Origin of the sequence: Faecalibacterium faecis, from assembly GCF_040096475.1 — a bacterium.
In the GTDB taxonomy this organism is placed as follows: Bacteria; Bacillota; Clostridia; order Oscillospirales; family Ruminococcaceae; genus Faecalibacterium; species Faecalibacterium taiwanense.
The window spans coordinates 13,237-39,255 of the sequence record NZ_JBBMEP010000015.1 but is presented as its reverse complement, the minus strand read 5'-3'; the positions used below and the strand labels follow the sequence as shown (position 1 = coordinate 39,255).

Below are 26,019 nucleotides of genomic sequence, written 5' to 3'. Positions count from 1 at the left end.
TTCAGAAAGCGCTTAGCTGAAAATGTTGATCAGGATACCAGCAGCAACGGCAGAGCCGATAACACCGGCCACGTTGGGACCCATTGCGTGCATCAGCAGGAAGTTGGAGGGATTTTCGCTCTGGCCAACCTTCTGGGAAACGCGAGCGGCCATAGGCACAGCGGAAACGCCTGCGGAACCGATCAGCGGGTTCACCTGACCGCCGGTCAGCACATACATCAGTTTGCCGAACAGCACACCGGCAGCAGTGCCGAAGGAGAATGCGATCAGGCCCAGCACGATGATGAACAGGGTGCGGGTGTTCAGGAAGGTGTTTGCAGAGGTGGTGCAGCCAACGGACAGTGCCAGGAAGATGGTGATAATGTTCATCAGCTCATTGCCGGCAGTCTTCTGGATGCGATCCACCACGCCGCACTCCTTCATCAGGTTGCCCAGCATCAGCATACCCACCAGAACGGCGGCATCCGGAACGATCAGGGAAACGATGATGGTGACCATGATGGGGAAGATGACCCTCTCGGTCTTGGAGACGGTGCGCAGCTGCTTCATCACGACGGTACGTTCCTTCTTGGTGGTCAGTGCCTTCATGATGGGCGGCTGGATAACAGGCACCAGCGCCATGTAACTGTAGGCCGCCACAGCGATGGAGCCAAGCAGCTCAGGAGCCAGACGGGAGGTAACGAAGATAGCGGTAGGACCGTCTGCACCGCCGATGATGGAGATAGCAGCAGACTGCTTCTGGGTGAAGTCCACCAGACCGGTAGCGGTCAGCAGACGAGCGCCCATGTAAGTACCGAAAATGCCGAACTGAGCGGCAGCGCCCAGCAGCAGGCTCTTGGGGTTGGAGATCAGGGGTGCGAAGTCGGTCATGGTGCCGATGCCCAGGAAGATCAGCGGCGGGTAGATGCCCAGCTTAACGCCCATGTAGAGCATATCGGCCAGACCACCGTTGTTCAGGATCTCCACCCACATGGGGTGTTCCAGACCGTCACCGACGAAATATTGCATGTGGATAACGCCGCTGCCGGGCAGGTTTGCCAGGATCATGCCGAATGCCATGGGCAGCAGGATCAGCGGCTCAAACTCTTTGACGATGGCCAGGTACAGCAAAAAGCAGCCCACGCAGATCATAACTGCGTACAGGTAGCCGCCCGGCTCGCCAAACTTCGCAAAGCCGGAGCTTTGGAAAATACCGACCAGAGTATCAATAAACTGTGTCATGCTCTTCCTCCTCTGTTAAAACGGTGCGGTGGTGTCGTTTACACCCGCATTGCCCCAGCCGTTCTTGCTGCGGCGCACAGCCTTGAGGGTGTACTTGCCGTTGCCCATTGCATGGATTGCTGCCATAATGGCGGCGATCACATCACCGGGAATGCCCTCTTCCACCTGAGGAGCGGGAGCAGCTGCGGCCTGCTGCACGGGTGCAGCGGGCTGTACAGCGGGAGCCTTGGCGGCTTCCTTGGCAGCCTTCTTCTTTGCGTTCATCGAATCGAAGATCTTGCCTTCCAGCGTGATAATCGCCATCAGCAGGATAAGGATCAAGAACACCAGTACGATGCCGGTAATGGTAACGACCACGTCAAAACCTAAATCCATGGTTTTCCTCCTGTTTCTTGTATACTGCGTCCGATACAAGATCGTCAGCAGAAAATCAATTTGGGTACATTATACCTTATTTTCCAATTTATTTCAACAAAAATAGATATTTTTTCTTTTTGGCGCTTTTGTTCAGATTCATGGATAAATGGTGCAGCTTTGGTCATCTGCGGCCAATGCGGGGCGTTGCATCCAAAAAGCCGGTTTCCAGCTTGTCGTTCAGGCCAAGGCTCATGGCAGTGCCCAGTGCCACACAGTTGACGGGATCGGGCGAAACCGTCACCTCCACCTTCAGCTCTTCGCTCAGGTATTCGGTAAGGCCGTGCAGCTGTGCACCGCCGCCGGTCAGCATGACACCATTGCGGAAGATATCGCCTGCCAGTTCCGGAGGGGTCTTTTCCAGCACCTGATGGGCCGCGGTGCCGATCTGCTCGCTGAGCATCATGACCGGGTCGTACAGGTCGTCAGTGGAAACATTCACACGCACCGGCAGGCCGGTGAGCAGGCTGCGGCCCTTGATCTCCATGGTCTCGTGGAAATCAGTCTTCTGGGGGCAGCAGGCCACGTTCTTTTTCAGCTCTTCGGCGGTGCGCTGGCCAATGGCAACGCTGTACTTGTTGCGCACGAACTTGAGGATCTCTTCGTCGTAGTGGTTGCCGGCCACGCGCACGCTGGTGGCCTTGACCTTGCCGCCCAGAGAAAGCACTGCAATATCGGTGGTGCCGCCGCCGATATCAATGATCATGCGGCCCTCCGGCTGGGTGATGTCGATGCCGGAGCCAAGGGCAGCGGCAATGGGTTCGTCGATCAGGTACACCTGACGGGCGCCAGCGGCCACCACAGCCTCCACCACGGCATCGCTTTCAATGCCGGTAATGGCGGCGGGCACACAGACGGCCACGCGGGGCTTGACCATGTGGGAGCTGTACACCTGCTTGACAAAACGGCAGATCAGCTCACGGGTCATGGTATGGTCACTGATCACACCGTCCTTCAGCGGGAAGATGGCAGAAATATAGTTCGGGGTGCGGCCCACCATAGCAAGGGCCTTATCGCCTGCTTCCAGCACGGTCTTCTTGCGGGTATCCATTGCCACAACGCTGGGCTGGTTGAGCACAACGCCCTTGCCCTCCTGCGCAATGATAATGGTAGTGGTACCAAGATCGATACCGATATCGTTCTGTGCCATAAGTTCTCTTTTTCCTTTCTTTGGTTCCTCTATCGAAACAACGGCCTATTGATGCAGGCCGGAAATCATACCAGCTTACAGTATAGCATAGTTGCCGTAAAAAGTATACCGGTTTTGAACTCCTTCCGTCTGCTCACTTTGTTCGCATCCACCTGTTCCCCTTTTTGTCACTTACGTGACATCTGTTCCTCTCTTTGTCACCTGTGGTGACATTTCTCCCCGGCGCGGGGAGAATCTGTCCCGGCCGGGGGAAGTCTGTCTCCCGGAGGAAGGCTTTGGCAGTGCAGAAAGCTTTTCCTCTTCGCCAGAGGCTCCCTTTCCGAGGGAGCTGTCACCGAAGGTGACGGAAGGAGTTATTCTGCTTCCGTCTGTTCCGGCGGCAGCTCTGCCTGCAAAAGATAGGCAAGGCCGCTGTAGCGCAGGTTCTGGCGGATGTTGCCCATCATGCGGTTCACAACGTCCCTGCGGCCCGCCACGATGCACAGCTTCCGTGCACGGGTAACGCCGGTGTAGAACAGGTTGCGGTAGCACAGCCGCGGCGGCACCTGCGCCACCGGCAGGATCACCGCCGGGAACTCGCTGCCCTGACTTTTGTGTACCGTGATGGCATAGGCGATCTCCAGCTCGCCCAGGTTTTCTGCCGGGTAGACCAGCCGCTTGTCATCCATGCGCACCACCATGGAGCGATCCCGCGTGTTGATGCTCTCCACAATGCCGATGTCGCCATTGTAGGCACCCACGCCCTGCTCCCCGCCAATGCGGTTCCAGATGATCTCGTAATTATTGCGCACCTGCATCACCTTATCGCCCACGCGGAACACCCGGGCGGCGCTTTGCAGCTGGGGCTTGCCCGTCTGTTCCGGGTTCAGCAGGTTCTGCAGTTCCACATTCAGTGCCTGTGTGCCGGTAGGGCCAAGCTTGGTGGGGCACAGCACCTGAATGTCCCGGATCGGATCGAAGCCGTAGCTGCGCGGCAGGCGGGTGGTGACCAGATCACACACCAACCGCTGGGCCGCATCGCCATCCGATTCCAAAAAGAAGAAGTCGTCGGTCTTACCGCCCTTCTGCAGCGGTTCACCTGAGATGATGTGGTGGGCGTTCTCCACGATCAGGCTGCGCTTTGCCTGCCGGAAGATCTCGTTCAGGCACACGGTGGGCACCAGCCCGGAGCGGATGATCTCGCCCAGAATATTGCCGGGGCCGACGCTGGGCAGCTGGTCGGCATCACCTACCATGATAATGCGGCAGCTGTAGCGCAGCGCTGCAATCAGGGCCTGAAACAGCTTCACATCCACCATGCTCATTTCGTCCAGAATGACCACATCGCACTTGAGCAGGTTCTTGTCGTTGTGGATAAAGCTGACCACGCCGCCGGTGTAGTCCACCTCCAAAAGACGGTGGATGGTGCTGGCCTTGCGGCCGGTCAGCTCACTCAGCCGTTTAGCCGCGCGGCCGGTGGGCGCACACAGGGCCACCCGTTCCGCCTGATCTTCCAGCAGCTGCAGAATGGCGTTGACGGTGGTGGTCTTGCCGGTGCCGGGGCCGCCGGTGAGCACAAGGCAGTTCTCGGTCATGGCTTTGCGGATGGCTTCCTTCTGCAGGGGCGCATAGGCAAAGCCCTGCGTCAGTTCCAGAATTTGAATGTTTTTATCCAGCCCGTGGGCGGTATTCTTGCCCCGTTTTGTCAGCATGGCAAGCCGGGCAGCAATGTCCTCCTCGGCTTCCAGCAGGTCGGGCAGATAAATATACGGTGTGCCGTCAAACAGCTTCACCCGCAGTTCTTCGGTGCGGATGCACTCGTCCAGCGCAGCAGCCAGCTTTTCCGGCGGCTGATGGATAAAATTGGATGCCGTTTCCAGCAGCTGGGTGCGCGGCAGGCAGGTGTGGCCGTTGCCCGCGTTGTGGCGCAGGGTGCGCAGCAGGGCCGCTTCCAGCCGCTGGGCGCAGTCGCCTTCCATGTGGTAATACTGGGCAATGCTGTCCGCGTGGCGGAAATCCAGCTGCAGCGGTTCGCCGCAGAGCAGATATGGATTTGCCGCAATGGCCTGCATGGCCCCGGGGCCGAAGGTGCGGAACACCTCCATCGCGCGGCGCGGGCTGATCTCGAACTGCGCCAGATAGGCGATCAGCTCCCGCATCCCAAACATCCGCTTGAACTCCTGCTGGATGCGGTCGGCCTTGTCCGCCGAGATGCCGGGCACCTGCGTGAGCCGGGCCGGGTCGTTGGCGATCACCTCAAGCGCCTGGGCACCGAACAGGTCGATGATCTTATCCGCCGTCTTGGCCCCGATGTACGGCAGTGACCGGCTGGCAAGGAAGGCGTACACCGCTTCCAGATCCTTGGGCATGTCGGTCTCGCACTCCTGCGCGTGGAACTGGCGGCCATAGGTGGCGTGGTTCTCGTAGCGGCCGCGGCAGACCACGCTTTCGCCCGCGTGCAGTTCGCCCACAATGCCGCACACCACCGTGACCACACCGCCGCCGGACACCTCGAACACCATATAGCCGTTGTCGGTGTTCTCGTAGATGATGTCCTCCACGGTGCCCTCGATCTGTTCCAGCTGCTGCTCTGCCATGCGCTCACCTCCTGCCAAATTACACAATCATAAGCAGTATAACGCTTTTGGCGGGATTTGTAAATCATCCGGGCAGACTGCAGTGCAGCTCTACCGTGGAGAAATATCCGACAAACTTCCAATTTAACAACCCATCTACGTCATAAATTCGATGTTTGTCAACTTGACAAAGTTCGGACATTTGGCAAAGTTGGAACTTTCTCAGAACAAAGCAACCTTGTCACATTGACAAAGTTGCTTTTTAATCGTCATATCGTTCAAAATCAGTAACTTTCTCAGATAACGCTCCCACAGTAGCACCTGATAAAGTTCCCTGAAACCAAGGGCTGGGAGTTTCTTCAGCGAATGTCCGGGAAGTGGGGCCCCGTGCGTAAGCACAGGGGCGGAACCGTGGGTTCCGGGCTGTTCGCGGAGAAAGCTCCCAGCACGCGGCCTACTCTACAGCCCGAACAGCAAAAAAGCTCCCCTTTGCAGGAGAGCTTGCGAACATTCTTTAAGCGTTTGCGGTGCGGGCATCGTGTTCCTTCTCGATGTCCATTTCCTTCTGCAGGCGTTTGCGCACCACAAAGTAGGCCGGAATGAGGAAAAAGCAGGCAAAGAACCATGCCACCGGGCTTGCGATGCAGGCCGCAAAGTAGCCCCACAGCGGCACGAACCAGAAGCCCACCATGGCGCGGGCGATCATCTCGGCCACACCGGCAAACATGGCAAGGCCGGAGAAGCCCAGACCCTGAATGGTGTAGCGGTAGATAATGAGCACCGCCAGCGGGATGTAGAATACGCTGTTCCAGAAGATGAAGCTCTGGGCATTGGCCATAATGGCGGTCTCGCTGGCATCCAGGAACAGGCCGATGAGCAGCTTATCCGTCACGCGCAGGATGAGGAAGGAAGCCACACTGTACACGCAGCCGATGCCGAGGGCGGTGTACACACCCCGGTCCACACGGTCCAGGTCCTTTGCGCCCATATTCTGGCTGGCATAGGTGGTCATCGCTGTGCCGATACTCTCCAGCGGCACGCACAGGAACTGCGCCGCCTTGCCGCCGGCGGTCTGCGCGGCCACGATGTCGCTGCCCAGACCGTTCACCGCACCCTGCAGCACCACGCTGCCAATGGCCGTAATGCTGCACTGCAGGCCCATGGGAATGCCCATGCTGCACAGCTTTGCGCAGTGGGTCAGGCTGAAACAGCCCTCTTCCCTGCTCCAGCGCAGCTCCGGGTAGTGGCGCAGGATGTACAAAAGACTGCCCAGACCCGCCACAGCCTGACTGACCACAGTGGCAAATGCCGCACCGAATGCCCCCATATGGAACATGATGATGCACACCAGATCCAGCCCGATGTTCAAAAAGCTTGCCACCAGCAGGAAATACAGCGGGCGCTTGCTGTCGCCCAGCGCACGCATCAGCGCGCTGGTAACATTATAAAGCAGAGTGAAGGGGATGCCTGCAAAAATGGTGCGGATATAGATATCCGCAAGGTCGATGATGTTTTCCGGGGTGTTCGTCCACACCAGCACCGAGCGGGTCAGCGCCACAGTGACAATGGTCAGCACCACCGCAAAGAAGATGGAAAGCCACACGGTGTTGGCAGTGTAGCGGCGCATCTCCTTGTAGTCCTTTGCGCCGAAAGTCCACGAGATGGGGATGGAAAAACCGCAGGCGATGCCGTTCACAAAGCCCAGCACCAGATAGTTCAAACCGCCCACGCTGCCCACAGCGGCCAGCGCTTCCACGCCCACAAAGCGGCCCACGATGATGGTATCGGCCAGATTGTAGAACTGCTGGAACAGGCTGCCCAGCATCAGCGGCACCGCAAACGCAAGGATCAGCTTGAGCGGACTGCCTTGGGTCATATCCTTTGTCATAGTATAAAATCCTCCTGCCACACTGGGAACCGGCTTGATGTCGTGATTTTTGCCGTGAAAAACGCCCTGCCGGAAAGGGACAGGACGTCGTGTACATTCATGAATGATATTATAGTGGAGTGACGCAGGATTTACAAGATTTGCATTGCATCAACATTTCCAAATTTTTTCCGCAAGAATTGGTGATTTTGCTTATTCTCCGTAATGCGAAAGGAACTGTTTGGTGCGCTCCTCCTGTGGGTGCTCAATGAGCTGCTTGGCGGGGCCTTCCTCCACCACCACGCCGCCATCCATGAACATGATGCGGTCGGCCACATCACGGGCAAAGTGCATCTCGTGGGTGACGATGATCATGGTGGTCTTGCGGTCGGCAAGGTCGCGCAGGACGCGCAGCACCTCGCCGGTCAGCTCCGGGTCGAGGGCCGAGGTCGGCTCGTCGAAGCAGAGAATGTCCGGGTGCAGAGCCAGTGCGCGGGCAATGGCCACGCGCTGCTGCTGACCGCCGGAAAGCTGGTGCGGGTAGTGACCTGCCCGGGCAGAAAGGCCCATCTGGGCCAGAAGTTCCTGTGCCTGCTGTTCCAGCTCGGCATGGATGGCCTTTTTGTTGGCCTTGTAGTCCGGGCGCTCCTTCGCCAGCAGTTCACCCGCCAGCATTACGTTCTGCAGGGCGGTGTACTGCGGGAAGAGGTTGAAGTTCTGGAATACCAGACCAAAGTGCAGCCGCTTTTTGCGGATCTCGCTCTCGCGCTGGGTGGCGGGGTCGGCAGCGTCCCACATGGTCTCGCCGTTCACCTTGATGATGCCGGTGTCCGGCCGTTCCAGAAAGTTCAGGCAGCGCAGCAGGGTGGTCTTACCGGAGCCGGACGAGCCGATGATTGCCAGCGCTTCGCCCTGTTCCAGCGTGAGTGAGATATCCTTGAGTACTTTGGTATCGCCAAAGTTTTTGCCGATGCCGGAGGCTTCAAGCAGTGCCATGATCCAATTTCCTCCCTTTCATCAGCGGAAATAATCCAATTTCTTTTCGGCCCAGCCAAACAGCAGGGTGAGTGCACCCACGAACACCAGGAAGAAGATGGCAGTGGAGAACAGCGGCCAGATCAAGCCCTTTGCACTGTACTCCTTGGCCATCATGATGATCTCCTTGTTGGCAATGGTGTTTGCCAGCGAGGTATCCTTGACGAGGGTGATCACCTCATTGCCCATGGGGGCCAGAATGCGCTTGACCACCTGCAGCAGCGTCACCTTGAAAAAGATCTGGGTCTTGGTCATGCCCAGCACCTGACCGGCCTCGGTCTGGCCCTTGGGAACGGCTTCGATGCCGCCGCGGTAGATCTCGGAGAAGTAGCAGGCGTAATTGATGGCAAAAGCCACCACCGCCGCCACCATGCGTCCGCCGGAGCCGGAGGGCCAAGGGTTATTCATGCCCAGCAGGCCGGGGCCAAGGTAGATCACGATGATCTGCAGCATCAGCGGCGTGCCGCGGATGACCCACACAAAGGTCTTTACCGCGCCGGAAAGCGGCTTGCACCGGCTCATGGAGCCGAAAGCCACCACCAGACCCAGCGGCAGCGCAAACAGCAGGGTCAGAGCGAACAGCTCACAGTTGAGCAGAAACGCGCCGGAAAGGCGACTCAGAATCACAGACACAAGAACACACCCATCAATCCGTTTTTTGAACTCCTTCCGTCACCTTCGGTGACAGCTCCCTCAATGAGGGAGCCTCACGCATATCGGCAACAAAAAGCCTCCCTCACCGAGGGAGGTGGCATCGCGCAGCGATGACGGAAGGAGTAATTACATTCTTATAGAACTCAGTCGGCCAGAGCCAGATCGTACTTGTCGGCCAGAGCCTGCATGGTGCCGTCGGCCTTCAGCTCGTCAAAGGCGGCATCCGCAGCTGCGGCGGCATCGCTGCCCTTGCGGAAGGCCACGCCGTACTCTTCAGCGTTCAGCTCGTCCACGATCTTCAGGCTTGCATAGTCAGTGCCCTCACCGATCATGGCGTTGGCCAGAGTCAGATCCAGCACAGCGGCATCAGCAGTGCCTGCGGCAACTTCCATCAGGCAGTCGGTCTGCACGCTCTTGGAGACGTAATCGGCCTGTGCAAGGTTCTCGTCGCCCTCAATGGCGGCTTCACCGGCAGAACCAGCCTCGGCAACCACGGTCTTGCCCACCAGATCCGCAGTGGAGCTGTAGTCGGTGCCGTCCTTCACGACCACGACCTGTGCGTTCTTGGCGTAGGCCTTGGTGGTGGCGGTGTTGGCCATGATGTCATCGGTCAGGGTCATACCGTTCCAGATGCAGTCGATGCTCTTGGCATCCAGCTCCACCACCTTGGTATCCCAGTTGATCTCCACGAACTCCGGCTCGACTCCCAGCTTTTCGCACACGGCAGTTGCCAGCTCGGTATCAAAACCGGTAAAGTTGCCGTCGGCATCGGTGTAGTTCATCGGCTCATAGACGGTGTAGCCAATGACCATCTTGCCCTTTTCCTTGATGTAGTCCAGATCGCTGGCTGCGGTCTCGGAGGCGGCTGCGCTCCCGGATGCAGAGGCAGAAGATGCCACGGTGGAAGTGGATGCGGCACCACCGCAGGCGGCAAGGCTCAGTGCCATGGCACCAGCCAGAAAAGCAGAGACAAGACGTTTCATAAAAGGTTCCTCCCTCTTTTGTTTCCCAAATGTGCTCCCTCTCGGTTTAGCATTTTATCATGCTAAAGTGTTAAACTGTGACTATAGAATAGCGCGTTTGCAGCCATTTGGCAAGAGGAAATGCAAAAGTTAGTGCAGTTCGTCTTTTTCAAGGCTTTTCTGCGCCAATTCTTTGGTCTGGTTGCACAAAGAAAAGAGGAAAAGCTTTGCGCCTTCCCTCTTTTCTCTGCTTTACTCTTCCGCAAACGCCGCCAGCGCAGCCTTCTGCAGCTCTGTCACCGAGATGGTGCACAGTGCCGCAAGGTCGGCATCCGAACCATCGTCCGGGATGCCTGCGATCTCAGTACGGGTCTTGCCCTTCAGGTAATCGCACCAGCCCTCGCTGTGCTCGTACCATTCCTTGTCCAGACTGGATGCCCCGCGCATCCCGTAGCTGTCGCCCAGTTCCACCTTGGTTTTGACCATCTCCGGTGCCGACACCGTACCATCCGCGCCCACGGTAAGGGCAGGCTCTGCCACATCCGCCACTGCACCGGTCACACGGCCGTCAGCATCCAGCGTCAGGGCTGTCACTGTGATGTCCACCTGCGCGGTCACATCGTGGTCATCGTCGGCGGTCAGTTCCTTGGTGTCATTGCGCACTGACACGCCCAGCACAGCGCGGTCGCCGCGGGCCGAGCCGACTGCCTTTGCATTCTCGCAGGCGCGCACCACAGCATCCCGATAGCCGTCCACCGCAATGGTGCAGGTGGAGAGCAGGTCAGCATCCTTCGGCTTGCCGTCATCGTCGGTGGCAAGCTTCTTCACCTCATCCGGGGTTTTGCCGGTAAGATAGTTGCCAAAGGCATCCGCCTGCTCTGCCCAGCCCTTTTTCAGCGAGGACACCGCCGCCAGCGGGTAATCGTCGCCCTTCTGGCGCTTGGTGCGATCGTCGGTGGGCATCGTCACCTTGCCGGTGCTGTCCCCCGTGACCGAGATCTCCACCTCGTCCAGCATCACATCTGCCACCCTGCCCTCGGCATCCAGCAGAACGGCAGCTGCGATGGTATCGATCTTGCCCGCGCGTTCCTGATCAGACGCTTCGGTCAGGATGCCAAGGCCGGTGCGGTATGCGGCGTTCTGGCCCGCCTGCCCCGTCTGCGATGAACTGCCGCCCATGTTCGTGCTCATGCTGCCGGAGGAACCGGAATCGCTTCGACTGCAGGCGGTCAGGGCCAGAGCTGCCGCCAGCGTGCAGCCCAGGATCATGCGAGGTATCTTTTTCATTATAATAAAACGCTCCCTTTCCTGCCCCCATCGTAAAGGGGCTTTTGGGCTAGTTTACCCGGAAAGGGAGTTTTTATCACATCAAGGGGCTCAGCAGCCGCAGCACACTGTCCAGCACCGTGCCGGGCAGGCTGGTGCGGCATTCCGTCACCTGTATCTCGCGGCACTGCGGCAGCGTGGCCCGTACATCGTCCCGCAGAACTGCCACCTGACTGTTCTTTTGCAGCAGTACACCGCACTCAAAGTGTAGGAACAGGCTGCGGTAGTCCATGTTGATGCTGCCCACTACGGCAGTTACATCGTCGCTTACCCAGCACTTGGCATGCAGAAAGCCGGGCGTATATTCGTAAATGCGTACACCTGCCCTCAAAAGCGGCAGATAGTACGACCGGCTCAGCCGGAACACCAGCTTTTTGTCCGGGATGCCCGGCAGCACCAGCCGGATGTCCACCCCGCGCTTGGCCGCGTTTTTCAGTGCGTCCAGCATTTCCTCGCCCACGGCAAGGTAGGGCGTGTAGATATAAACATACCGCTGTGCCTGCGCAAGGATGTTCAGGTACACCGTCTCGGCCATCGGTTCCTCGTCCAGTGGGCTGTCCGCGTAGGGCTGCACGATGCCGTCCGATACCGGCGTCACCAGCGGCATGGGACGAAATGCATCATAATCCGTCTCGCTGGGGCGGAAGGCGTTCCAGAAGTTGAGGAACATCGCCGTAAAGTTCCACGCGGCATCGCCTTCCACACGCAGGGCTGCATCCTTCCAGTAGCCAAAGCGCTGCTCCGCATTGATATACTCATCTGCCAGATTCACGCCGCCGGTGTAGGCCACCGTACCGTCAATGACTACGATCTTGCGGTGGTCGCGGTGGTTCATCACCAGCGAGAGCAGCGGCACCACCGGGTTGAACGGGATGCAGCGGATGTGCGCCCGCTCCATGCGCACGATGAAATCGGCGGGCAGACCCAGCAGACTGCCAAAATCATCGTAGATCAGGCGCACATCCACGCCCTGCGCAGCCTTGCGGCGCAGGATCTTTTCAATGCCGTTCCACATGCAGCCGTGGCTCACGATGAAAAATTCCAGAAAGATGCTCTTTTCAGCCTTTTCCAGATCGGCCAGCAGCTGCGGATACATGGCTTCGCCGCAGGCAAAATACTGCGTGTGAGTGTTCTGCCACGCCGGATAGGGGCCGTACTTTGCCACATATCGGCTCTGCCCCTGCTCGCGGGCATCCAGACCTTCCAGCACACCCGGCTCCTGTACAAGGTCTTTTTTGTGGGCATCCTCCACCGCCTGCATTTTCAGGCGCAGACGCTTGGCCGGGCGTTTGTTGCCAAAGGCCAGATACAGCGCACCGCCCAGCAGCGGCAGAATGCCGATCAGCGCGATCCAGCCCACCTTGTAGGCGCTGTTCTCATCCTTGCGCACAAGGTACAGGACGATGAGCAGGCTCAGTGCGTTGAGCAGGCCGTTCACCCACACGCGGCCCGTGCCGGTGGTGATGGCAAACGCCACCCAGCACAGCCACAGCAGCTGCAATGCCACCAACACCACCGTGATGGTGACGCGGTTCAGAATGCGGCTGAAAAAGCGCACGACCGGTGAACGAAAAAGCATGGGCCTGCCCTCCTTTCCCATTTATAATTATGTGTAAGTATAGCGCGGTTTTACAACTTTTTCAAGTTTTGCGTTGTTCAAAAAAAGCAAGCCAGACCCGCAGGCCCGGCTTGCTTGCAATATCAAAAACTCTTTTACTCTGTTTTTCCATCCTCATAGCCCACCATCAGGCCGCCCTGCTCAGCGTAGTAGCTGCACAGGCCGCCGCACTCGGCCACATCCACCTGCGCCCCTGCAAACACCGCGTGGATCATCAGCTTCAGGCGCTTGGCAGCTTCCGGGTTATCACAGTGGGCAATGTGCACTTTGCCATCGGTAAAGCCGTGATTCTTCAATTCCAGCACGATGCGTTCCAGTGCTCCGTGCTCGCCGCGGGTCTTGCACAGCACCTCCAGCTCGCCGCTCTCACTGGCCTGACCAATGACCCGGATGCCCAGCATCCGTGCCACAGCGGCAACAGCAGGCTTCACACGGCCATTGCGGGCCAGATTGGCCAGCGATTCCAACGAAAACAGCAGATGTGTGTGCTTGTGGTAAGCCAAGATTGCCTCGCAGATCTCGTCAAACTCCATCCCGATCCGGACGAGATCCCGCAGACGCTCTGCCAGCAGACGCAGCTCCGGCCCGGCGGACAGGCTGTCCAGAACAAAAACACGGGCCTCCGGGTGCGTTTCCTTGTATTCTTCCGCTGCCAGCAGTGCAGCATTGTAGCTGCCGGACAGTGTGCCCGTGATGGTGGCAACAAAGATCTGCTCCGCACCCTCATAAGCAGCCAGCCAGTCTGCCACATTGGGGCAGGAGGTGCTGGTCTTGCCCTTGTAAGTACGCAGAGACCGGGCCATGCCCACAGCATCCAGAGTACCGTCATCCAGATATTCCTGTTCATCCGTGACGATCTTCAACGGCACACAGGCAAAATCCACGCCCGGCAGGGCATACAGGCTGGACGAAGAATCCACAACGATCTTGGTTTTCATAAAATGCACGCTCCAAATCTATTTTGTGATAGCAGGTCATTTTTTTATTTTCCGTGCCTTACACGCACTTCCGCCTGCATGGTTTTTCGGTTCACTGCAGACATCATAGCAGTTTTTCAAAAACCTGTCAAGGGATTTTATGCATTCTTTCAAAAGTTTTAAAAATCCGTTGACCAGAGAACCGATTTGCGCTATAATACCGCCAGAAAACCATTTTCTGTATCCCGCGCAGCCCTGCTGCACCAACCTTAGAAAACTGCTTACGATATGAAAACTGAAACCAAATGCCGCGTTGCGGCCTGCGCCGCCGGGTTTGCCCTGCCCCGGTACGCCGATCTCCCGCAGATGGGGCTTTATCTTGACCAGACCGTGCAGTACGTCAACAGCTATTTCCGCACCTTCTGCGGCGTGGAGCTCACCTCTTCCATGGTCAGCAACTACGTTAAAAAGGGCATTTTGTCCCACCCGGTGCGCAAGAAGTACGCCCGCGATCAGATCGCATCCCTGATGTACATTGCAGTCTCCAAAACGGTGCTCTCAATGGAAAACATCGATGCCCTGTTTAAAATGCAGCGGGCGCACTGTTCCGCCGGGGCAGCTTACGACTACTTCTGCGACGAGATGGAAAACTGCCTGCCGTTTGTATTCGGCTGCACCAGGGAGATCCGCGACCTTGCCGTGGATGCCGCAGATGAAAAGCTGCTTCTGCGCAGCACGATCCTTGCAGCGGCAAACAAAATGTACTTGGACTGCTGCTTCAACGCCCTGCGGCAGGAGGAAAAACTCTGGGATACCATTCTGCCCGATCTGGCGTAAGAACACAAAAAAGGCCGTGCCTCCATAAAAGGAAGCACGGCCTTTGCATTTTATACGTTCAAGATCAGGTATCCTGCAGCTCCCCGCGGCTTGCGGCCTTGAGGTATGCGAAGATGAAACCGTCCAGATCGCCGTCCATCACGGCATCCACATTGCCGGTCTCGTAGTTGGTGCGGTGATCCTTGACCATGGTGTAGGGCATGAACACATAGCTGCGGATCTGATGACCCCATGCGATCTCGTTCTGCACGCCCTTGATGTCGTCGATCTTATCCATGTGCTGCTGCTTTGCGATCTGATACAGCTTTGCCTTCAGCATTTCCATGGCGTAGTCACGGTTCTGGAACTGGCTGCGCTGGGTCTGGCAGCTGACCACGACGCCGGTGGGCTTGTGGATCAGACGCACAGCGGAAGAGGTCTTGTTGATGTGCTGGCCGCCTGCACCGGAGGAACGGTACACCTGCATCTCAATATCCTCGGGGCGGATATCCACCTGAATGGTGTTGTCCAGCTCGGGCATCACTTCCAGCGAAGCAAAGCTGGTCTGACGGCGGGCGTTGGCATCAAAGGGCGACACGCGCACCAGACGGTGCACACCGTTCTCGCTCTTGAGCAGGCCGTAGGCGTTGGCTCCCTTCACCATCATGGAGGCGCTCTTCATGCCGGCTTCATCACCGTCCTGATAATCCAGAACCTCCACGGTCATGCCGTGGTTGGAAGCCCACTTGTTGTACATGCGGTACAGCATTTCGGCCCAGTCCTGTGCCTCGGTGCCGCCGGTACCGGCATGGAAGGTCAGGATGGCGTTGCTGTGGTCGTACTCACCGTTCAGCATGGTCATCAGCTGCAGCTCATCCACTGCCTTGCCCACAGCGTTCACAGACTCCTCTGCTTCGGGGATCATGGCGGGGTCGTATTCTTCATCCAGCATTTCCAGCATGGTCTCGGCGTCATCGTACAGGCCCTGCAGCTTTTCAAAGCGGCTCAGCTTGCCCTTCAGGTCGCCCACTTCGTCAAAGACCTTCTTGCTCAGGTCTGCATCATCATAAAAGCCGGGGCGGCTCATGGTGTGCTCCAGTTCCTGCACGCGCTTGCGGGAGGCATCAATGGCAAGGGCTTCTTCCAAGTCCTTGACCGCCTTGCCGTAATCGGCAAGCTGCACCTTCAGTTCGTCAATCGTGATCATTCTCTAAATCCCTCTCGAAATGATAAATAAGATAAAGTCCTTTGTACTTGCCAAAAGACACAGTTTATACACAGATACTTCATTAGTATACCGAGAATCTATGCTAAAGTAAAGGGGTAAATGGATTATCCTGCTGGAATTTTGAAGATTTTCACCTTTTCTTTTCTCTTTCAGGGGAGTATAATACCAGTATGAACCATACAACAGGAGGAAATCATGCCGAAATATTATGGCTGTCCCTGTGAAGGCTGCGGCAGACCGCTGGCGCTGACCGATGATATCGTGGTCTGCCCGGACTGCGGCGCACCCTATCACCGCGAGTGCTACGAAAAGCTTGGCCGCTGCATCCACACCCCCGCCCATGGCGCGGGCTATGAATGGACGTTCCCGTACAAAGACGATGCTCTGCGCACCTGCCCCAGCTGCGGTGAGCGCACCCTGCGCACCGAAGAGCGCTGCCGCTGCTGCGGTGCCGTTCTTCCGCCGGAGAGCCAGTGCCCGGAGCCGCCCACCCAAAGCCAGCCCGGCACCGACGCAGACGGACGCTTTGATTACAACGACCTTTACCGCCAGTATCAGCAGACGGTGGAGGAGCCCACCCGCCGCAACGTGCAGGCGGCCTTTGGCAAGGAAGAGCTGATCGACGGCATCCCTTACAGCGACTGGAACGATTATATTGGCAAGGCCGCGCCCGTCTACCTGAACGATTACAGCCGGATGCAGCTGCAGCACACCAAAATTTCCATGTGCTTCTCGGCGCTGGTGTTCGGCCCGTTCTATTTCTTCTACCGCAAGGCGTGGAAGCCGGCCTTTGGTTTTCTGGCCGCAGAGCTGGTGGTGGCCCTGCCCACCCTGCTGAGCATGATGCAGGCCACCGGCAGTCCGCTCACTGCGGGCATCAGCAGCACTGCCATTGTCGTGCTTTCCCGCATTATGACGGTGTTCAGCTTTGCGCTGGTGATGCTGCGCACCCTGTACGCCAAGTGGCTGTACCGCAAAAGCGCAGCCGAGCGCATCCGCCGCATCCGTGCTGAGTTCCCGGACGCTGCCCAGCGCCGTGCGGTCCTGTCTGCGCAGGGCGGCGTGAGCATCGCCGGTGTGATCGGTGCCTTTGTACTGCTGATGGTGCTGGGTGCCTGCGCTACCGTGCTCATGGGTCCGAATCTGGACGCTTTGGCCGGGATGCTCTGATCTGCAATGCCGCCCGCAAAGGCTGGCATTGCAGATTTCAAAATAGTAATAGGAGAATATGGATCATGATGAAGAAAGTCACAAAAGCTGTCATCCCTGCTGCCGGTCTTGGCACCCGCGTGCTGCCCGCCACCAAAGCCATGCCCAAGGGTATGCTGCCCATTGTGGACAAGCCTGCCATCCAGTATCTGGTGGAAGAAGCTGTGCGTTCCGGCATCACCGATATCCTCATCATTCTGGGCCGCAACCAGAGCATCATCGAGGATCACTTTGACCGCAGCCCTGAGCTGGAAGAAAAGCTGGCAAAGCCCGGCAAGGAAAAGGCGCTGGAGGAATGTCTGGGCATTGCCAACATGGCAAACATCCTCTTTGTGCGCCAGAAGCAAACGCTGGGTCTGGGCCATGCTGTGAACACCGCCAAGGCCTTCACCGGCGATGATCCCTTCGTGGTGATCTATGGTGACGACGTGATCTGGGGCGAGGACCCGGTGTGTGCTCAGCTGATCCGCGCCTACGAGGAGTTCGGCCGCCCGGCGGCAGGCGTTTCCGCAGTGCCATGGGAAGATGTGAGCCGGTACTGCAGCCTGAAGACCACCCCCATCCACGACAACTATTTCTTTGTGGACGACATGATCGAGAAGCCCAAGAAGGGACAGGAGTTCAGCAACTACTCCATTCTGGGACGCGTGCTGCTGACCCCGGAGATCTACGATATCCTTGCCCACACCAAGCCCGGCGCAGGCGGCGAGATCCAGCTGACCGATGCCATGGCCGAGTATGCCCGCACCCGCGGCGGCATGACGGCCGTAGAGTTCACCGGCAAGCACTACGACATGGGCAACAAGCTCAAGGTGGTGGAAGCTCAGGTGGAGCTGGCCCTGCAGCATCCGGAGATCGGCGAAGAATTCCGCGCTTACCTGAAGGAGTTCTGCAAGACACTGTAACTTATCCTGAAAATAAAAGATCCTCCGGCAGACCTGTCGGAGGATCTTTTTTATTGTTTACCCATTTACCTGACTGGGGTGCTTCTGCGGCGGCATCTTGGTAAAGAGTGCCTTCAGCACCAGCGGCGTTGCCACACTGGACACCACGATCAGCAGGATCACAGCGGTAAAGTAGACCGAGTCCACCACGCCGACATCCAGGCCCTTCTGGGCCACGATCAGTGCCACCTCGCCGCGGGTCATCATGCCAACGCCGATCTTGAGGGAGTCGCCCCAGTTGAAGCGGCAGATCTTGGCCGCAAGGCCGCAGCCGATGATCTTGGTGATAAGTGCTACAATGACGAAGCAGACGCAGAACAGGAAGATTTCCGGCGTCAGGCCGCTGATGTCGGTCTTCAAGCCGATGGATGCAAAGAAGATGGGTGCAAAAATGATATAATTGCTGATATCCACGCGGCGCTCCACATAGGGGGCATCGTCCATGGTGCACAGAACGATACCGGCGATATAGGCACCGGTGATATCTGCAATGCCGAAGTATTCCTCGGCGATGTAGGCCATGGCAAAGCAGAACGCCATGCTCACGATGGTGATGCGCTGGGTGTGGGGATTGCGCTTGTCCAGCCATGTCATAGCAAAGTGAGCCACAACGCCCACGCCCACGGCAGTGGCAAAGAACAGCACCGTATTAATGAGCACCTTGCCCAGACCCGTGCCGGTGCCGGAGCTTGCGCCCAGTACGCAGGTGAGGACTACGATGCCGATGACATCATCAATGACGGCGGCACTGACGATGGTGGTGCCGAGAAAGCTCTTCAGGTGGCCCAGCTCCTGCAGGGTTGCCACCGTAATGGACACGCTGGTGGCCGTCATGATGGTGCCGATGAACAGGGCACGGTAGAACTCAGGGCTGCCCACGGCAGAGAAGCCGTAGAACGCACTGTACAGCAGGGTGCCGCCCACCAGCGGAACGGCTACGCCCACGCAGGCGACCAGGGTGGCGATGGGGCCGGCTTTGATCAGCTCCTTGAGGTTGGTGCCAAGGCCGGTGGTGAACATCAGCATCACCACGCCGATCTCTGCAAAGGTGGAGATGGCATCACTGGTCTGCACCAGATTCAGCACACAGGGGCCGATGATCAAACCGGCAAGGATCTCACCCACCACCTGCGGGGCCTTGCACTTGCGGGCCACCAGGCCAAAGAACTTTGCGCTGAGGATGATGATTGCCAGGTTACGGAAAACCGAATACACAAAGAATCCTTCCTTTACTATAAAATTCCCAGAGCCATATATACATTCCTTCCGAAGACGGATAACAGAGAGCAGAGAGACGGCCGTTCCCCGGCTGCCCTGCCGTTCATCCTCTGAAAGCTACTATATTATATTCCTCTTTCACAAAAAAATCAAAATATTTTTTATTATATCTTTTTTCGGAAAAAGCTTGACAGAATCCACACAGCTTGCTATAATAAATTGCTGTCTGAACAGACACGCCGCACACAAAATGCGATGCCGCGTTTTGTGTGTACCCTTGGTCCTGTGATTGCAGGACCCTTAAGTCCAAAAGGAGGTGCTACAAAATGGCAAAGTACGAAACCATGCTGATTACCAGCGCCGCTCTCGACGAGGAGGCTACCGCCGCTCTGGTTGGTAAGTTCAAGTCCCTGATCGAGGCTAACGGTACGATCGATTCCATCGACGAGTGGGGCAAGCGCCGTCTGGCCTACCCCATCAACGACGAGGAGGAAGGCGTCTACACTGTGATCGACTTCACCAGCGAGCCCAGCTTCCCTGCTGAGCTGGACCGTGTGTACAAGATCACTGAAGGTGTTATGCGCAGCCTGATCATTGCTCACGAGGAGTAATTCTTCTGTGACAGAAAGGGAGACCGTAAAATGTTGAATGTTGTTGCCATCATGGGCCGTCTTGTGGCGGATCCCGAACTGCGCACCACCCCGCAGGGTACCAATGTGTGCAGCTTCCGCATTGCCTGTGACCGCAATTTTGCGCGTCAGGGTGAGCAGCGTCAGGCCGATTTCATCGATATCGTTGCATGGCGTCAGCAGGCCGAGTTTGTTTGCAAGTATTTCCAAAAGGGCAGTCTGATCGCCATTGAAGGCAGTCTTCAGACCCGCCAGTATCAGGATAAGAACGGCAACAACCGCACCGCTGTGGAAGTGGTAGCCAACAATATCAACTTTGCAGGCCCCAAAAACAGCAATGCAGGCGGCGGAGCAAATTATCAGAATAATTCTGCTCCCGCCTACCAGAACGCAGCGCCTGCCCGCCCGGCCGCTGTGGAGGCAGCTCCCAGCTACTCTGCCGGCAATGCAGACGACTTCGCCGTCATCGACGACAGCGACGATCTGCCGTTCTGACACGAAACGGTCAATCCGTTAAAAATCCAATAGGAGGTAATAAGCAATGGCTTTTGAAAGAACCGAAGGCTCTCGCCCCGCACGCCCCATGCGTCGCGGCCGCAAGAAGGTTTGCAGCTTCTGTGTCGATCGTATCGACACCATCGATTACAAGGACGTGCCCCGTCTGCGTAAGTACGTCTCTGAGCGTGCAAAGATCATTCCCCGCCGTGTGACCGGCACCTGCGCTTATCATCAGCGCGCACTGACCATCGCCATCAAGCGTGCTCGTCACGTTGCTCTGATGCCCTACGTCAGTGACTAATCTTTAAAGAATCAACTCAATCAAAATAATCAGCAATCAGCAAAGCGCTCTCACCGATGACAAGGTGGGAGCGCTTTTTTGTCTTTTCCCTCCGGCCCGGATGTGCTATACTGAGTTCAGGAGGCGTTTTATTCTTTTTTGAGGAGGTTTTTGTCATGAAAAAACGGTATCTTAGACTTGCGGCGCTGACAGCCGGTGTGCTACTGGCCACACAGACCGGTCTTTCCGCTGCTGCGCTTTCTACCTTTGATGCAGCATACTACGCTGCACAGTATCCGGATGTTGCGGCCGTATGCGGCAATGACGAGGGTGCACTGCTGCGTCATTATCTGGATCACGGCATTGACGAAGGCCGCAAGCCTTCTGCGGACGGCATTGCCGGTGATGACGAGCTTTCTTTGACCGAAGCGCAGTTTTCTTCCGTCTGGTCGCCGGTGGCCATCAACAAGCTGGCCCACTACAAGTCTCTCAAGCGCAAATGCACCGATGAGGAGTTTGCGCAGGCATATCAAGAAGCGCTGAAGGTGGTCACACCGCTGGCGCTCATGAGCCGGGAAAACCAGCTTTACGGCATTGCCTCTGCCCTGCGTGCGGTGGTGGATGATGGCTCCATGGCTTACTCTATGGAAGCCAACCATTACAACGACCCCTACGGTTATTTTGTACTGCGCACAGCATCCTGTGCCGGGTGTGCCCGGGCCACCGCTCTGTGTCTGGACATTCTGGGCATCCCATATGAGCATGTGAACGAGAACCAGTACAGCCACCAGTGGTGCCGCGTGCCCATGGAGGACGGCAGCTACTGGATCTGCGATGCGTTTGGCCTGTACTGCGGCCCGGAACCCGAACCCTATCAGCACCCGTATTTTTGAAAAAGCGGATAAACCATTTCAAAACCATGCAATGCCCGGCAGGCTGTGTTATCTGCCGGGCATTGTTTTTTTCTTTCTCCTTTTATAAAACCACTGCTCTATGTTGAAAAGTTACAAATTGGTACGGTTTTACCGGTTGTTTCTGATTTGTACCGGGAATTTGCGGAACTGTCGGCACATTTTGATTCGCACGCAATTCAATCTGCACAAAAGCAGCTCAGAATGCTATGCAATTTTCACGAAAACACTTTTGGGTTATTGATTTTTTATACAAATTATGCCATACTATAGTCACCGAAAACGTTCCCGACAACGTTCCCGAATCTATTACCGAAAGTGAGGTACTCCGACAAAATGCCGAATCTGACCATTAAGGACATTGCCCGGATCAGCGGCTGCTCGGTAAGCACCATTTCTCGTGTCATCAACGACCGGCCCGATGTCCGGCCCGAGACCAAGGAGCATGTACTCAAGGTAATGCGGGAGGCCGGGTTCGTGCCCAACACCAATGCACGACAGCTGAAGATCCAGCAGTCCCGCAGTCTGGTGTTCGTGGTCAAAGGCACCCGCAATCTCTTCTTCTCGGACTTCTTAGTCCAGCTGCAGCGGGCCGCCACCCTGTATGGCTACAATGGCATCGTTTCCTATTTGGATGAAAACGCCAACGAGATCGATGCCGCCGAAAATATCCTGCGGGAGATCAAGCCCAAAGGTATGATCTTTCTGGGCGGCAGCGTAGCCAACTTCAAAAAAGGCTTTGCCAACATCACAGTCCCCTCGGTGCTGACCACACTGGTCTCCGACGAGCTGGACTTTCCCAATCTTTCCATGGTGGGCGTGGATGACCGCGCTGCAGCCTACACTGCTGTGGACTACCTCATCCAGCAAGGGCATCGTAAGATCGCAGTGCTGGGTGGTCCGGTCACCAGTTATCCCAGCGTGATGCGCCGCGAGGGTGCACAGCAGGCGATGCAGGATGCGGGCATCCTGTTCAGCGACAAGCTGTACGGCCTGTCCAACTACGATTTTGAGTCTGCCTATCACGCCGTGAACAGCCTGCTGGCCCGCCGGGCCGACTTCACCGCCCTGTTCGCCATGAGCGATGTGATTGCCTTAGGTGCCATCCGCGCGCTGGCGAGCGCCGGGCTGCGGGTGCCGGAGGATGTTTCGGTGATCGGCTTTGACGGCATCACGATGTCCCGTTACTGTGTGCCTGTTCTGACTACCGTTGTGCAACCCAGTGAACAGATCTCGCTGCAGAGCATTGAGTTGCTGGTGCGGCAGATCGAGCACGGTGCACCGGCCCAGACCATCACCTTGCAGCCGGAGTTGCAGCAGGGCGAAAGCGTAAGGGCGATTTAAATTTTGTTTTCCCTCCGTCAGGGGACGGAGATTTTGAAATAGTTTATTTTTAATAAGAAGGAGAACTTATTATGAAGAAAATGATCACTCGTCGTAACTTCCTGAAGGCCGCTGGCGTTTCCGCCGCTGCTCTGGGTCTGGCTGCCTGCGGCGGCTCCTCCAGCAGCACCGCTTCCTCTGCTGCCGGTTCTACCGCTGCTTCCAGCACCGCTGCAAAGGCAGACGGCAAGGTCTACTACCTGAACTTCAAGCCCGAGCAGGATCAGGATTGGCAGGATCTGGCCGCTGAGTACACCAAGGAGACCGGCGTGCCTGTGACCGTTGTCACCGCCGCTTCCGGCCAGTACGAGACCACCCTGATGAGCGAGATGGAAAAGAGCGAAGCTCCCACCCTGTTCCAGGTGAACGGCCCCGTGGGTCTGGCAAACTGGAAGGATTACTGCTACGATCTGTCCGGCAGCCAGCTGTACGGTGAGCTGACCAGCGATTCCTTCGCACTGAAGGACGGCGACGCTGTTACCAGCATTGCATATGTCATCGAGACCTACGGCATCATCTACAACAAGGAACTGCTGAGCGCCGCCGGCTACACGCAGGACGATATCAAGGGCTTTGCTGATCTGAAGAAGGTCGCTGACGATATTCAGGCACGCAAGGCTGAGCTGGGTGTGGACGGTGCTTTCACCTCCGCTGGCATGGACGGTTCTTCTGACTGGCGCTTCAAGACCCATCTGGCAAACCTGCCCATCTACTACGAGTACAAGGCAGACGGCATCGGCTCCACCGATGCCATCAAGGGCACCTATCTGGACAACTACAAGCAGATTTGGGATCTGTACATCACCGATTCCACCTGCGATCCCAAGCTGCTGGCTTCCAAGACCGGCGACGACGCTGTGGCGGAATTCGTGGGCAAGAAGGCTGTGTTCTACCAGAACGGCACCTGGGCTTACAATGACGTGAAGGATCTGGGCGACGACAATCTGGGTATGCTGCCCATCTACATCGGCGTGGATGGCGAGGAGAATCAGGGCCTGTGCACCGGTTCCGAGAACTTCTGGTGCGTGAACAACAACTCTTCTGATGCCGATATTCAGGCTACTCTGGACTTCCTGTACTGGTGTGTCACCTCTGAGGCCGGCACCAGCGCGATGGCTGACAAGATGGGCTTCGTCATCCCCTTCAAGAAGGCTAAGGACTCCACCAATCCTCTGATTGCCATTGCAAACGACTACGTTGCTGAGGGCAAGACCAGTGTTGACTGGTGCTTCTCCACCATGCCTTCTGAAGAGTGGAAGAACGGCGTTGGTTCCGCTCTGACCGCTTACGCAGCAGGCACCGGCGACTGGGACGGCGTTGTGACCGCCTTCGTCGATGGCTGGGCTAAGGAATACAAGCTGGCAAACGGCTAAGCTCCTGATTGGTCCATAAAAAAGAACTGAACAGGGAGGCGGGCGAAGAAGTTCGCCCCGCCTCCCCTTTTTTGTTAACCACTCCGCATATAGGAGGTACATCATGCAAAAAGCCATCAGCAAATATTGGCCGGTGTTCGTGCTGCCCACGCTGCTCGCGTTCATCATCGGCTTTATCTGGCCCTTTATCTGGGGCATTTACCTTTCGTTCCAGCGGTTCACTACTGTTAGCAAGACCACCTTTGTGGGCATCCAGAACTACATCAGCGTATTTCAGGATTCCACCTTCCTGCACGCCTTCGGCTTTACCGCAGTGTTCACTGTAGTATCCACCGTGCTCATCAACGTCTGCGCCTTTGCCATTGCGCTGGTGCTCACCCGCGGCATCCGCGGCACCAACATCTTCCGTACCGTCTACTTCATGCCCAACCTGATCGGCGGCATCCTGCTGGGCTACATCTGGCAGATTCTGCTCAACGGTGTACTGGCCAACCTGCAGAGACCTCTGCTGGCGCTGGATGCCAAGGCCGGTTTCGTCGGTCTGGTCATCCTGATGTGCTGGCAGCAGATCGGCTACATGATGATCATTTACGTTGCCGGCCTGCAGAGCGTGCCCGGCGACCTGATCGAAGCCGCCAAGATCGACGGTGCCAACGACCGCGAGATCCTGTTCAAGATCAAAATTCCCATGGTCATGCCCAGCGTGACCATCTGCACCTTCCTGACCCTGACCAACAGCTTCAAGCTGTTCGACCAGAACGTTGCCCTGACCGCAGGCGAACCCGCCAACGCCAGTGAAATGCTGGCCCTGAACATCTACAACACCTTCTATGGCCGTTCCGGTGCCCAGTGGAAGGGCATTGGTCAGGCGAAGGCTGTGGTGTTCTTCCTGATCGTCGTGGTCATTTCTCTGATCCAGCTCCACTTTACCCGTTCCAAGGAGGTGCAGCAGTAATGCCTAAACAGAAAAAAATGTGGGATAACATCCTCACCGTCATCATGACGCTGCTGAGTCTGCTGTGGATCTACCCCATCGTGCTGATCCTGCTGAACAGCTTGAAGGTCGAGGGCAGCTTTACCACCTCCACCGTGTTCAAGCTGCCCACCGCCGAGACCTTTGCGGGCCTGAGCAACTACGTTTACGGTGTCACCAAGATGGGCTTCCTTTCCAGCCTTGGCTACAGCCTTGTCATCACCGTTACCAGTGTGGCGCTGATCCTGCTGTGCTGCTCCATGACCGGTTGGTACCTCACCCGCGTGAACAATAAGCTGAGCAAGTTCATGAACCTGCTGATCGTGTTCTCCATGGTCGTGCCCTTCCAGATGGTCATGTTCACCCTGTCCAAGACCGCTGACCAGCTCAATCTGAACACCCCGTGGAACATCTGCATCATCTATCTGGGCTTCGGTGCCGGTCTGGCCGTGTTCATGTTCACCGGCTTCATGAAGAGCGTGCCCATGGAAATTGAGGAAGCGGCCATGATCGACGGCTGCAACCCCATTCAGATCTTCTTCAAGGTCGTATTCCCCATCCTCAAGCCTACCATGATCTCCACCGCCATCCTCGAGACCATGTGGGTGTGGAATGACTACCTGCTGCCCACTCTGGTGCTGGACATCAAGAAATACCGCACCATTCCCATGGCCATCCAGTACTTCCGCGGCGGCTACGGCCGTGTGGAGCTGGCTCCCATGATGGCCTGCATCATCATTGCCATTATCCCCATCATCATCCTGTACATGACCTGCCAGAAGTACATCATTGAGGGCGTTGTGGCAGGTGCTGTCAAGGGCTAAGGAGGTGCGCACAC

Annotated in this window: 24 protein-coding genes; 11 read left to right on the top strand and 13 right to left on the bottom strand. The window is 57.0% G+C overall.

Annotation, left to right across the window (positions count from 1 at the left end; all coding sequences use genetic code 11):
• Nucleotides 1-12 precede the first annotated feature (12 nt).
• From WMO17_RS09045 to WMO17_RS08995, 11 genes are all read right to left on the bottom strand, one after another.
• Nucleotides 13-1,221, bottom strand: coding sequence for a sodium ion-translocating decarboxylase subunit beta (locus WMO17_RS09045; protein WP_097775430.1), 1,209 nt, complete (start codon nucleotides 1,219-1,221; stop codon nucleotides 13-15).
• 15 nt (nucleotides 1,222-1,236) lie between these two features.
• Nucleotides 1,237-1,596: an OadG family transporter subunit gene (locus WMO17_RS09040; protein WP_097782221.1), complete on the bottom strand. Its 360-nt coding sequence runs from the start codon at nucleotides 1,594-1,596 to the stop codon at nucleotides 1,237-1,239.
• Between the two features lie 163 nt (nucleotides 1,597-1,759).
• Nucleotides 1,760-2,785, bottom strand: a complete 1,026-nt coding sequence (locus WMO17_RS09035; RefSeq protein ID WP_005941460.1) for a rod shape-determining protein — start codon at nucleotides 2,783-2,785, stop codon at nucleotides 1,760-1,762.
• A gap of 353 nt (nucleotides 2,786-3,138) precedes the next feature.
• Nucleotides 3,139-5,361 (bottom strand): SF1B family DNA helicase RecD2, encoded by a 2,223-nt coding sequence (recD2, locus tag WMO17_RS09030; protein ID WP_332376398.1) that lies wholly within the window; start codon nucleotides 5,359-5,361, stop codon nucleotides 3,139-3,141.
• A gap of 493 nt (nucleotides 5,362-5,854) precedes the next feature.
• Nucleotides 5,855-7,228 (bottom strand): MATE family efflux transporter, encoded by a 1,374-nt coding sequence (locus WMO17_RS09025; RefSeq protein WP_349137931.1) that lies wholly within the window; start codon nucleotides 7,226-7,228, stop codon nucleotides 5,855-5,857.
• Between the two features lie 192 nt (nucleotides 7,229-7,420).
• Nucleotides 7,421-8,203, bottom strand: coding sequence for an amino acid ABC transporter ATP-binding protein (locus tag WMO17_RS09020; RefSeq protein WP_298637563.1), 783 nt, complete (start codon nucleotides 8,201-8,203; stop codon nucleotides 7,421-7,423).
• Nucleotides 8,204-8,224: 21 nt separating this feature from the next.
• A complete protein-coding gene (locus tag WMO17_RS09015) occupies nucleotides 8,225-8,869 on the bottom strand; it encodes an amino acid ABC transporter permease (RefSeq protein WP_005938622.1) in 645 nt (214 codons plus the stop codon).
• Between the two features lie 170 nt (nucleotides 8,870-9,039).
• Nucleotides 9,040-9,879 carry a transporter substrate-binding domain-containing protein gene (locus tag WMO17_RS09010; RefSeq protein WP_154261026.1) on the bottom strand — a complete coding sequence of 280 codons (840 nt, stop codon included), beginning with the start codon at nucleotides 9,877-9,879 and terminating at the stop codon, nucleotides 9,040-9,042.
• A gap of 231 nt (nucleotides 9,880-10,110) precedes the next feature.
• Nucleotides 10,111-11,145: a hypothetical protein gene (locus WMO17_RS09005; protein ID WP_349137930.1), complete on the bottom strand. Its 1,035-nt coding sequence runs from the start codon at nucleotides 11,143-11,145 to the stop codon at nucleotides 10,111-10,113.
• Between the two features lie 76 nt (nucleotides 11,146-11,221).
• Nucleotides 11,222-12,763 (bottom strand): cardiolipin synthase, encoded by a 1,542-nt coding sequence (cls, locus tag WMO17_RS09000; protein ID WP_349137929.1) that lies wholly within the window; start codon nucleotides 12,761-12,763, stop codon nucleotides 11,222-11,224.
• A 134-nt stretch (nucleotides 12,764-12,897) separates the two neighbouring features.
• The gene (locus WMO17_RS08995; protein ID WP_154256143.1) at nucleotides 12,898-13,740 is read right to left on the bottom strand and encodes a DegV family protein; all 843 of its coding nucleotides are present in this window, start codon (nucleotides 13,738-13,740) and stop codon (nucleotides 12,898-12,900) included.
• Nucleotides 13,741-14,007: 267 nt separating this feature from the next.
• On the opposite strand from WMO17_RS08995, the gene WMO17_RS08990 reads away from it, so the two are divergent.
• Nucleotides 14,008-14,556 (top strand): DUF1836 domain-containing protein, encoded by a 549-nt coding sequence (locus WMO17_RS08990; protein ID WP_349137928.1) that lies wholly within the window; start codon nucleotides 14,008-14,010, stop codon nucleotides 14,554-14,556.
• A gap of 64 nt (nucleotides 14,557-14,620) precedes the next feature.
• Here the strand turns inward: WMO17_RS08990 and prfB are convergent, their stop codons facing one another.
• Nucleotides 14,621-15,742 carry a peptide chain release factor 2 gene (prfB, locus tag WMO17_RS08985; protein ID WP_097775423.1) on the bottom strand — a complete coding sequence of 374 codons (1,122 nt, stop codon included), beginning with the start codon at nucleotides 15,740-15,742 and terminating at the stop codon, nucleotides 14,621-14,623.
• A gap of 216 nt (nucleotides 15,743-15,958) precedes the next feature.
• On the opposite strand from prfB, the gene WMO17_RS08980 reads away from it, so the two are divergent.
• Both WMO17_RS08980 and WMO17_RS08975 read left to right on the top strand, forming a co-directional pair.
• A complete protein-coding gene (locus WMO17_RS08980) occupies nucleotides 15,959-16,933 on the top strand; it encodes an RING finger protein (protein WP_082210830.1) in 975 nt (324 codons plus the stop codon).
• 68 nt (nucleotides 16,934-17,001) lie between these two features.
• Complete coding sequence (locus WMO17_RS08975) at nucleotides 17,002-17,877, top strand: UTP--glucose-1-phosphate uridylyltransferase (protein WP_097777715.1); 876 nt, start codon at nucleotides 17,002-17,004, stop codon at nucleotides 17,875-17,877.
• 57 nt (nucleotides 17,878-17,934) lie between these two features.
• Here the strand turns inward: WMO17_RS08975 and WMO17_RS08970 are convergent, their stop codons facing one another.
• Nucleotides 17,935-19,131 carry a cation:proton antiporter gene (locus WMO17_RS08970; RefSeq protein WP_005938977.1) on the bottom strand — a complete coding sequence of 399 codons (1,197 nt, stop codon included), beginning with the start codon at nucleotides 19,129-19,131 and terminating at the stop codon, nucleotides 17,935-17,937.
• A gap of 329 nt (nucleotides 19,132-19,460) precedes the next feature.
• Here WMO17_RS08970 and rpsF point away from each other — a divergent pair, with 329 nt between their 5' ends.
• The 8 genes from rpsF to WMO17_RS08930 all read left to right on the top strand — a co-directional run bounded on the left by rpsF (nucleotide 19,461) and on the right by WMO17_RS08930 (nucleotide 26,005).
• The gene (rpsF, locus tag WMO17_RS08965) at nucleotides 19,461-19,745 is read left to right on the top strand and encodes a 30S ribosomal protein S6 (RefSeq protein ID WP_005938979.1); all 285 of its coding nucleotides are present in this window, start codon (nucleotides 19,461-19,463) and stop codon (nucleotides 19,743-19,745) included.
• 30 nt (nucleotides 19,746-19,775) lie between these two features.
• A complete protein-coding gene (locus WMO17_RS08960) occupies nucleotides 19,776-20,258 on the top strand; it encodes a single-stranded DNA-binding protein (RefSeq protein WP_349137927.1) in 483 nt (160 codons plus the stop codon).
• A gap of 46 nt (nucleotides 20,259-20,304) precedes the next feature.
• The gene (gene rpsR / locus WMO17_RS08955; RefSeq protein WP_015538096.1) at nucleotides 20,305-20,562 is read left to right on the top strand and encodes a 30S ribosomal protein S18; all 258 of its coding nucleotides are present in this window, start codon (nucleotides 20,305-20,307) and stop codon (nucleotides 20,560-20,562) included.
• 155 nt (nucleotides 20,563-20,717) lie between these two features.
• The gene (locus WMO17_RS08950) at nucleotides 20,718-21,434 is read left to right on the top strand and encodes a hypothetical protein (RefSeq protein WP_349137926.1); all 717 of its coding nucleotides are present in this window, start codon (nucleotides 20,718-20,720) and stop codon (nucleotides 21,432-21,434) included.
• 354 nt (nucleotides 21,435-21,788) lie between these two features.
• Nucleotides 21,789-22,796: a LacI family DNA-binding transcriptional regulator gene (locus WMO17_RS08945; RefSeq protein ID WP_349137925.1), complete on the top strand. Its 1,008-nt coding sequence runs from the start codon at nucleotides 21,789-21,791 to the stop codon at nucleotides 22,794-22,796.
• Between the two features lie 71 nt (nucleotides 22,797-22,867).
• A complete protein-coding gene (locus tag WMO17_RS08940; RefSeq protein ID WP_349137924.1) occupies nucleotides 22,868-24,208 on the top strand; it encodes an ABC transporter substrate-binding protein in 1,341 nt (446 codons plus the stop codon).
• 103 nt (nucleotides 24,209-24,311) lie between these two features.
• Nucleotides 24,312-25,163: a carbohydrate ABC transporter permease gene (locus WMO17_RS08935; RefSeq protein ID WP_349137923.1), complete on the top strand. Its 852-nt coding sequence runs from the start codon at nucleotides 24,312-24,314 to the stop codon at nucleotides 25,161-25,163.
• The gene (locus WMO17_RS08930) at nucleotides 25,163-26,005 is read left to right on the top strand and encodes a carbohydrate ABC transporter permease (protein WP_120081444.1); all 843 of its coding nucleotides are present in this window, start codon (nucleotides 25,163-25,165) and stop codon (nucleotides 26,003-26,005) included. The genes WMO17_RS08935 and WMO17_RS08930 overlap by 1 nt, the downstream gene beginning before the upstream one ends.
• Nucleotides 26,006-26,019: the final 14 nt, after the last annotated feature.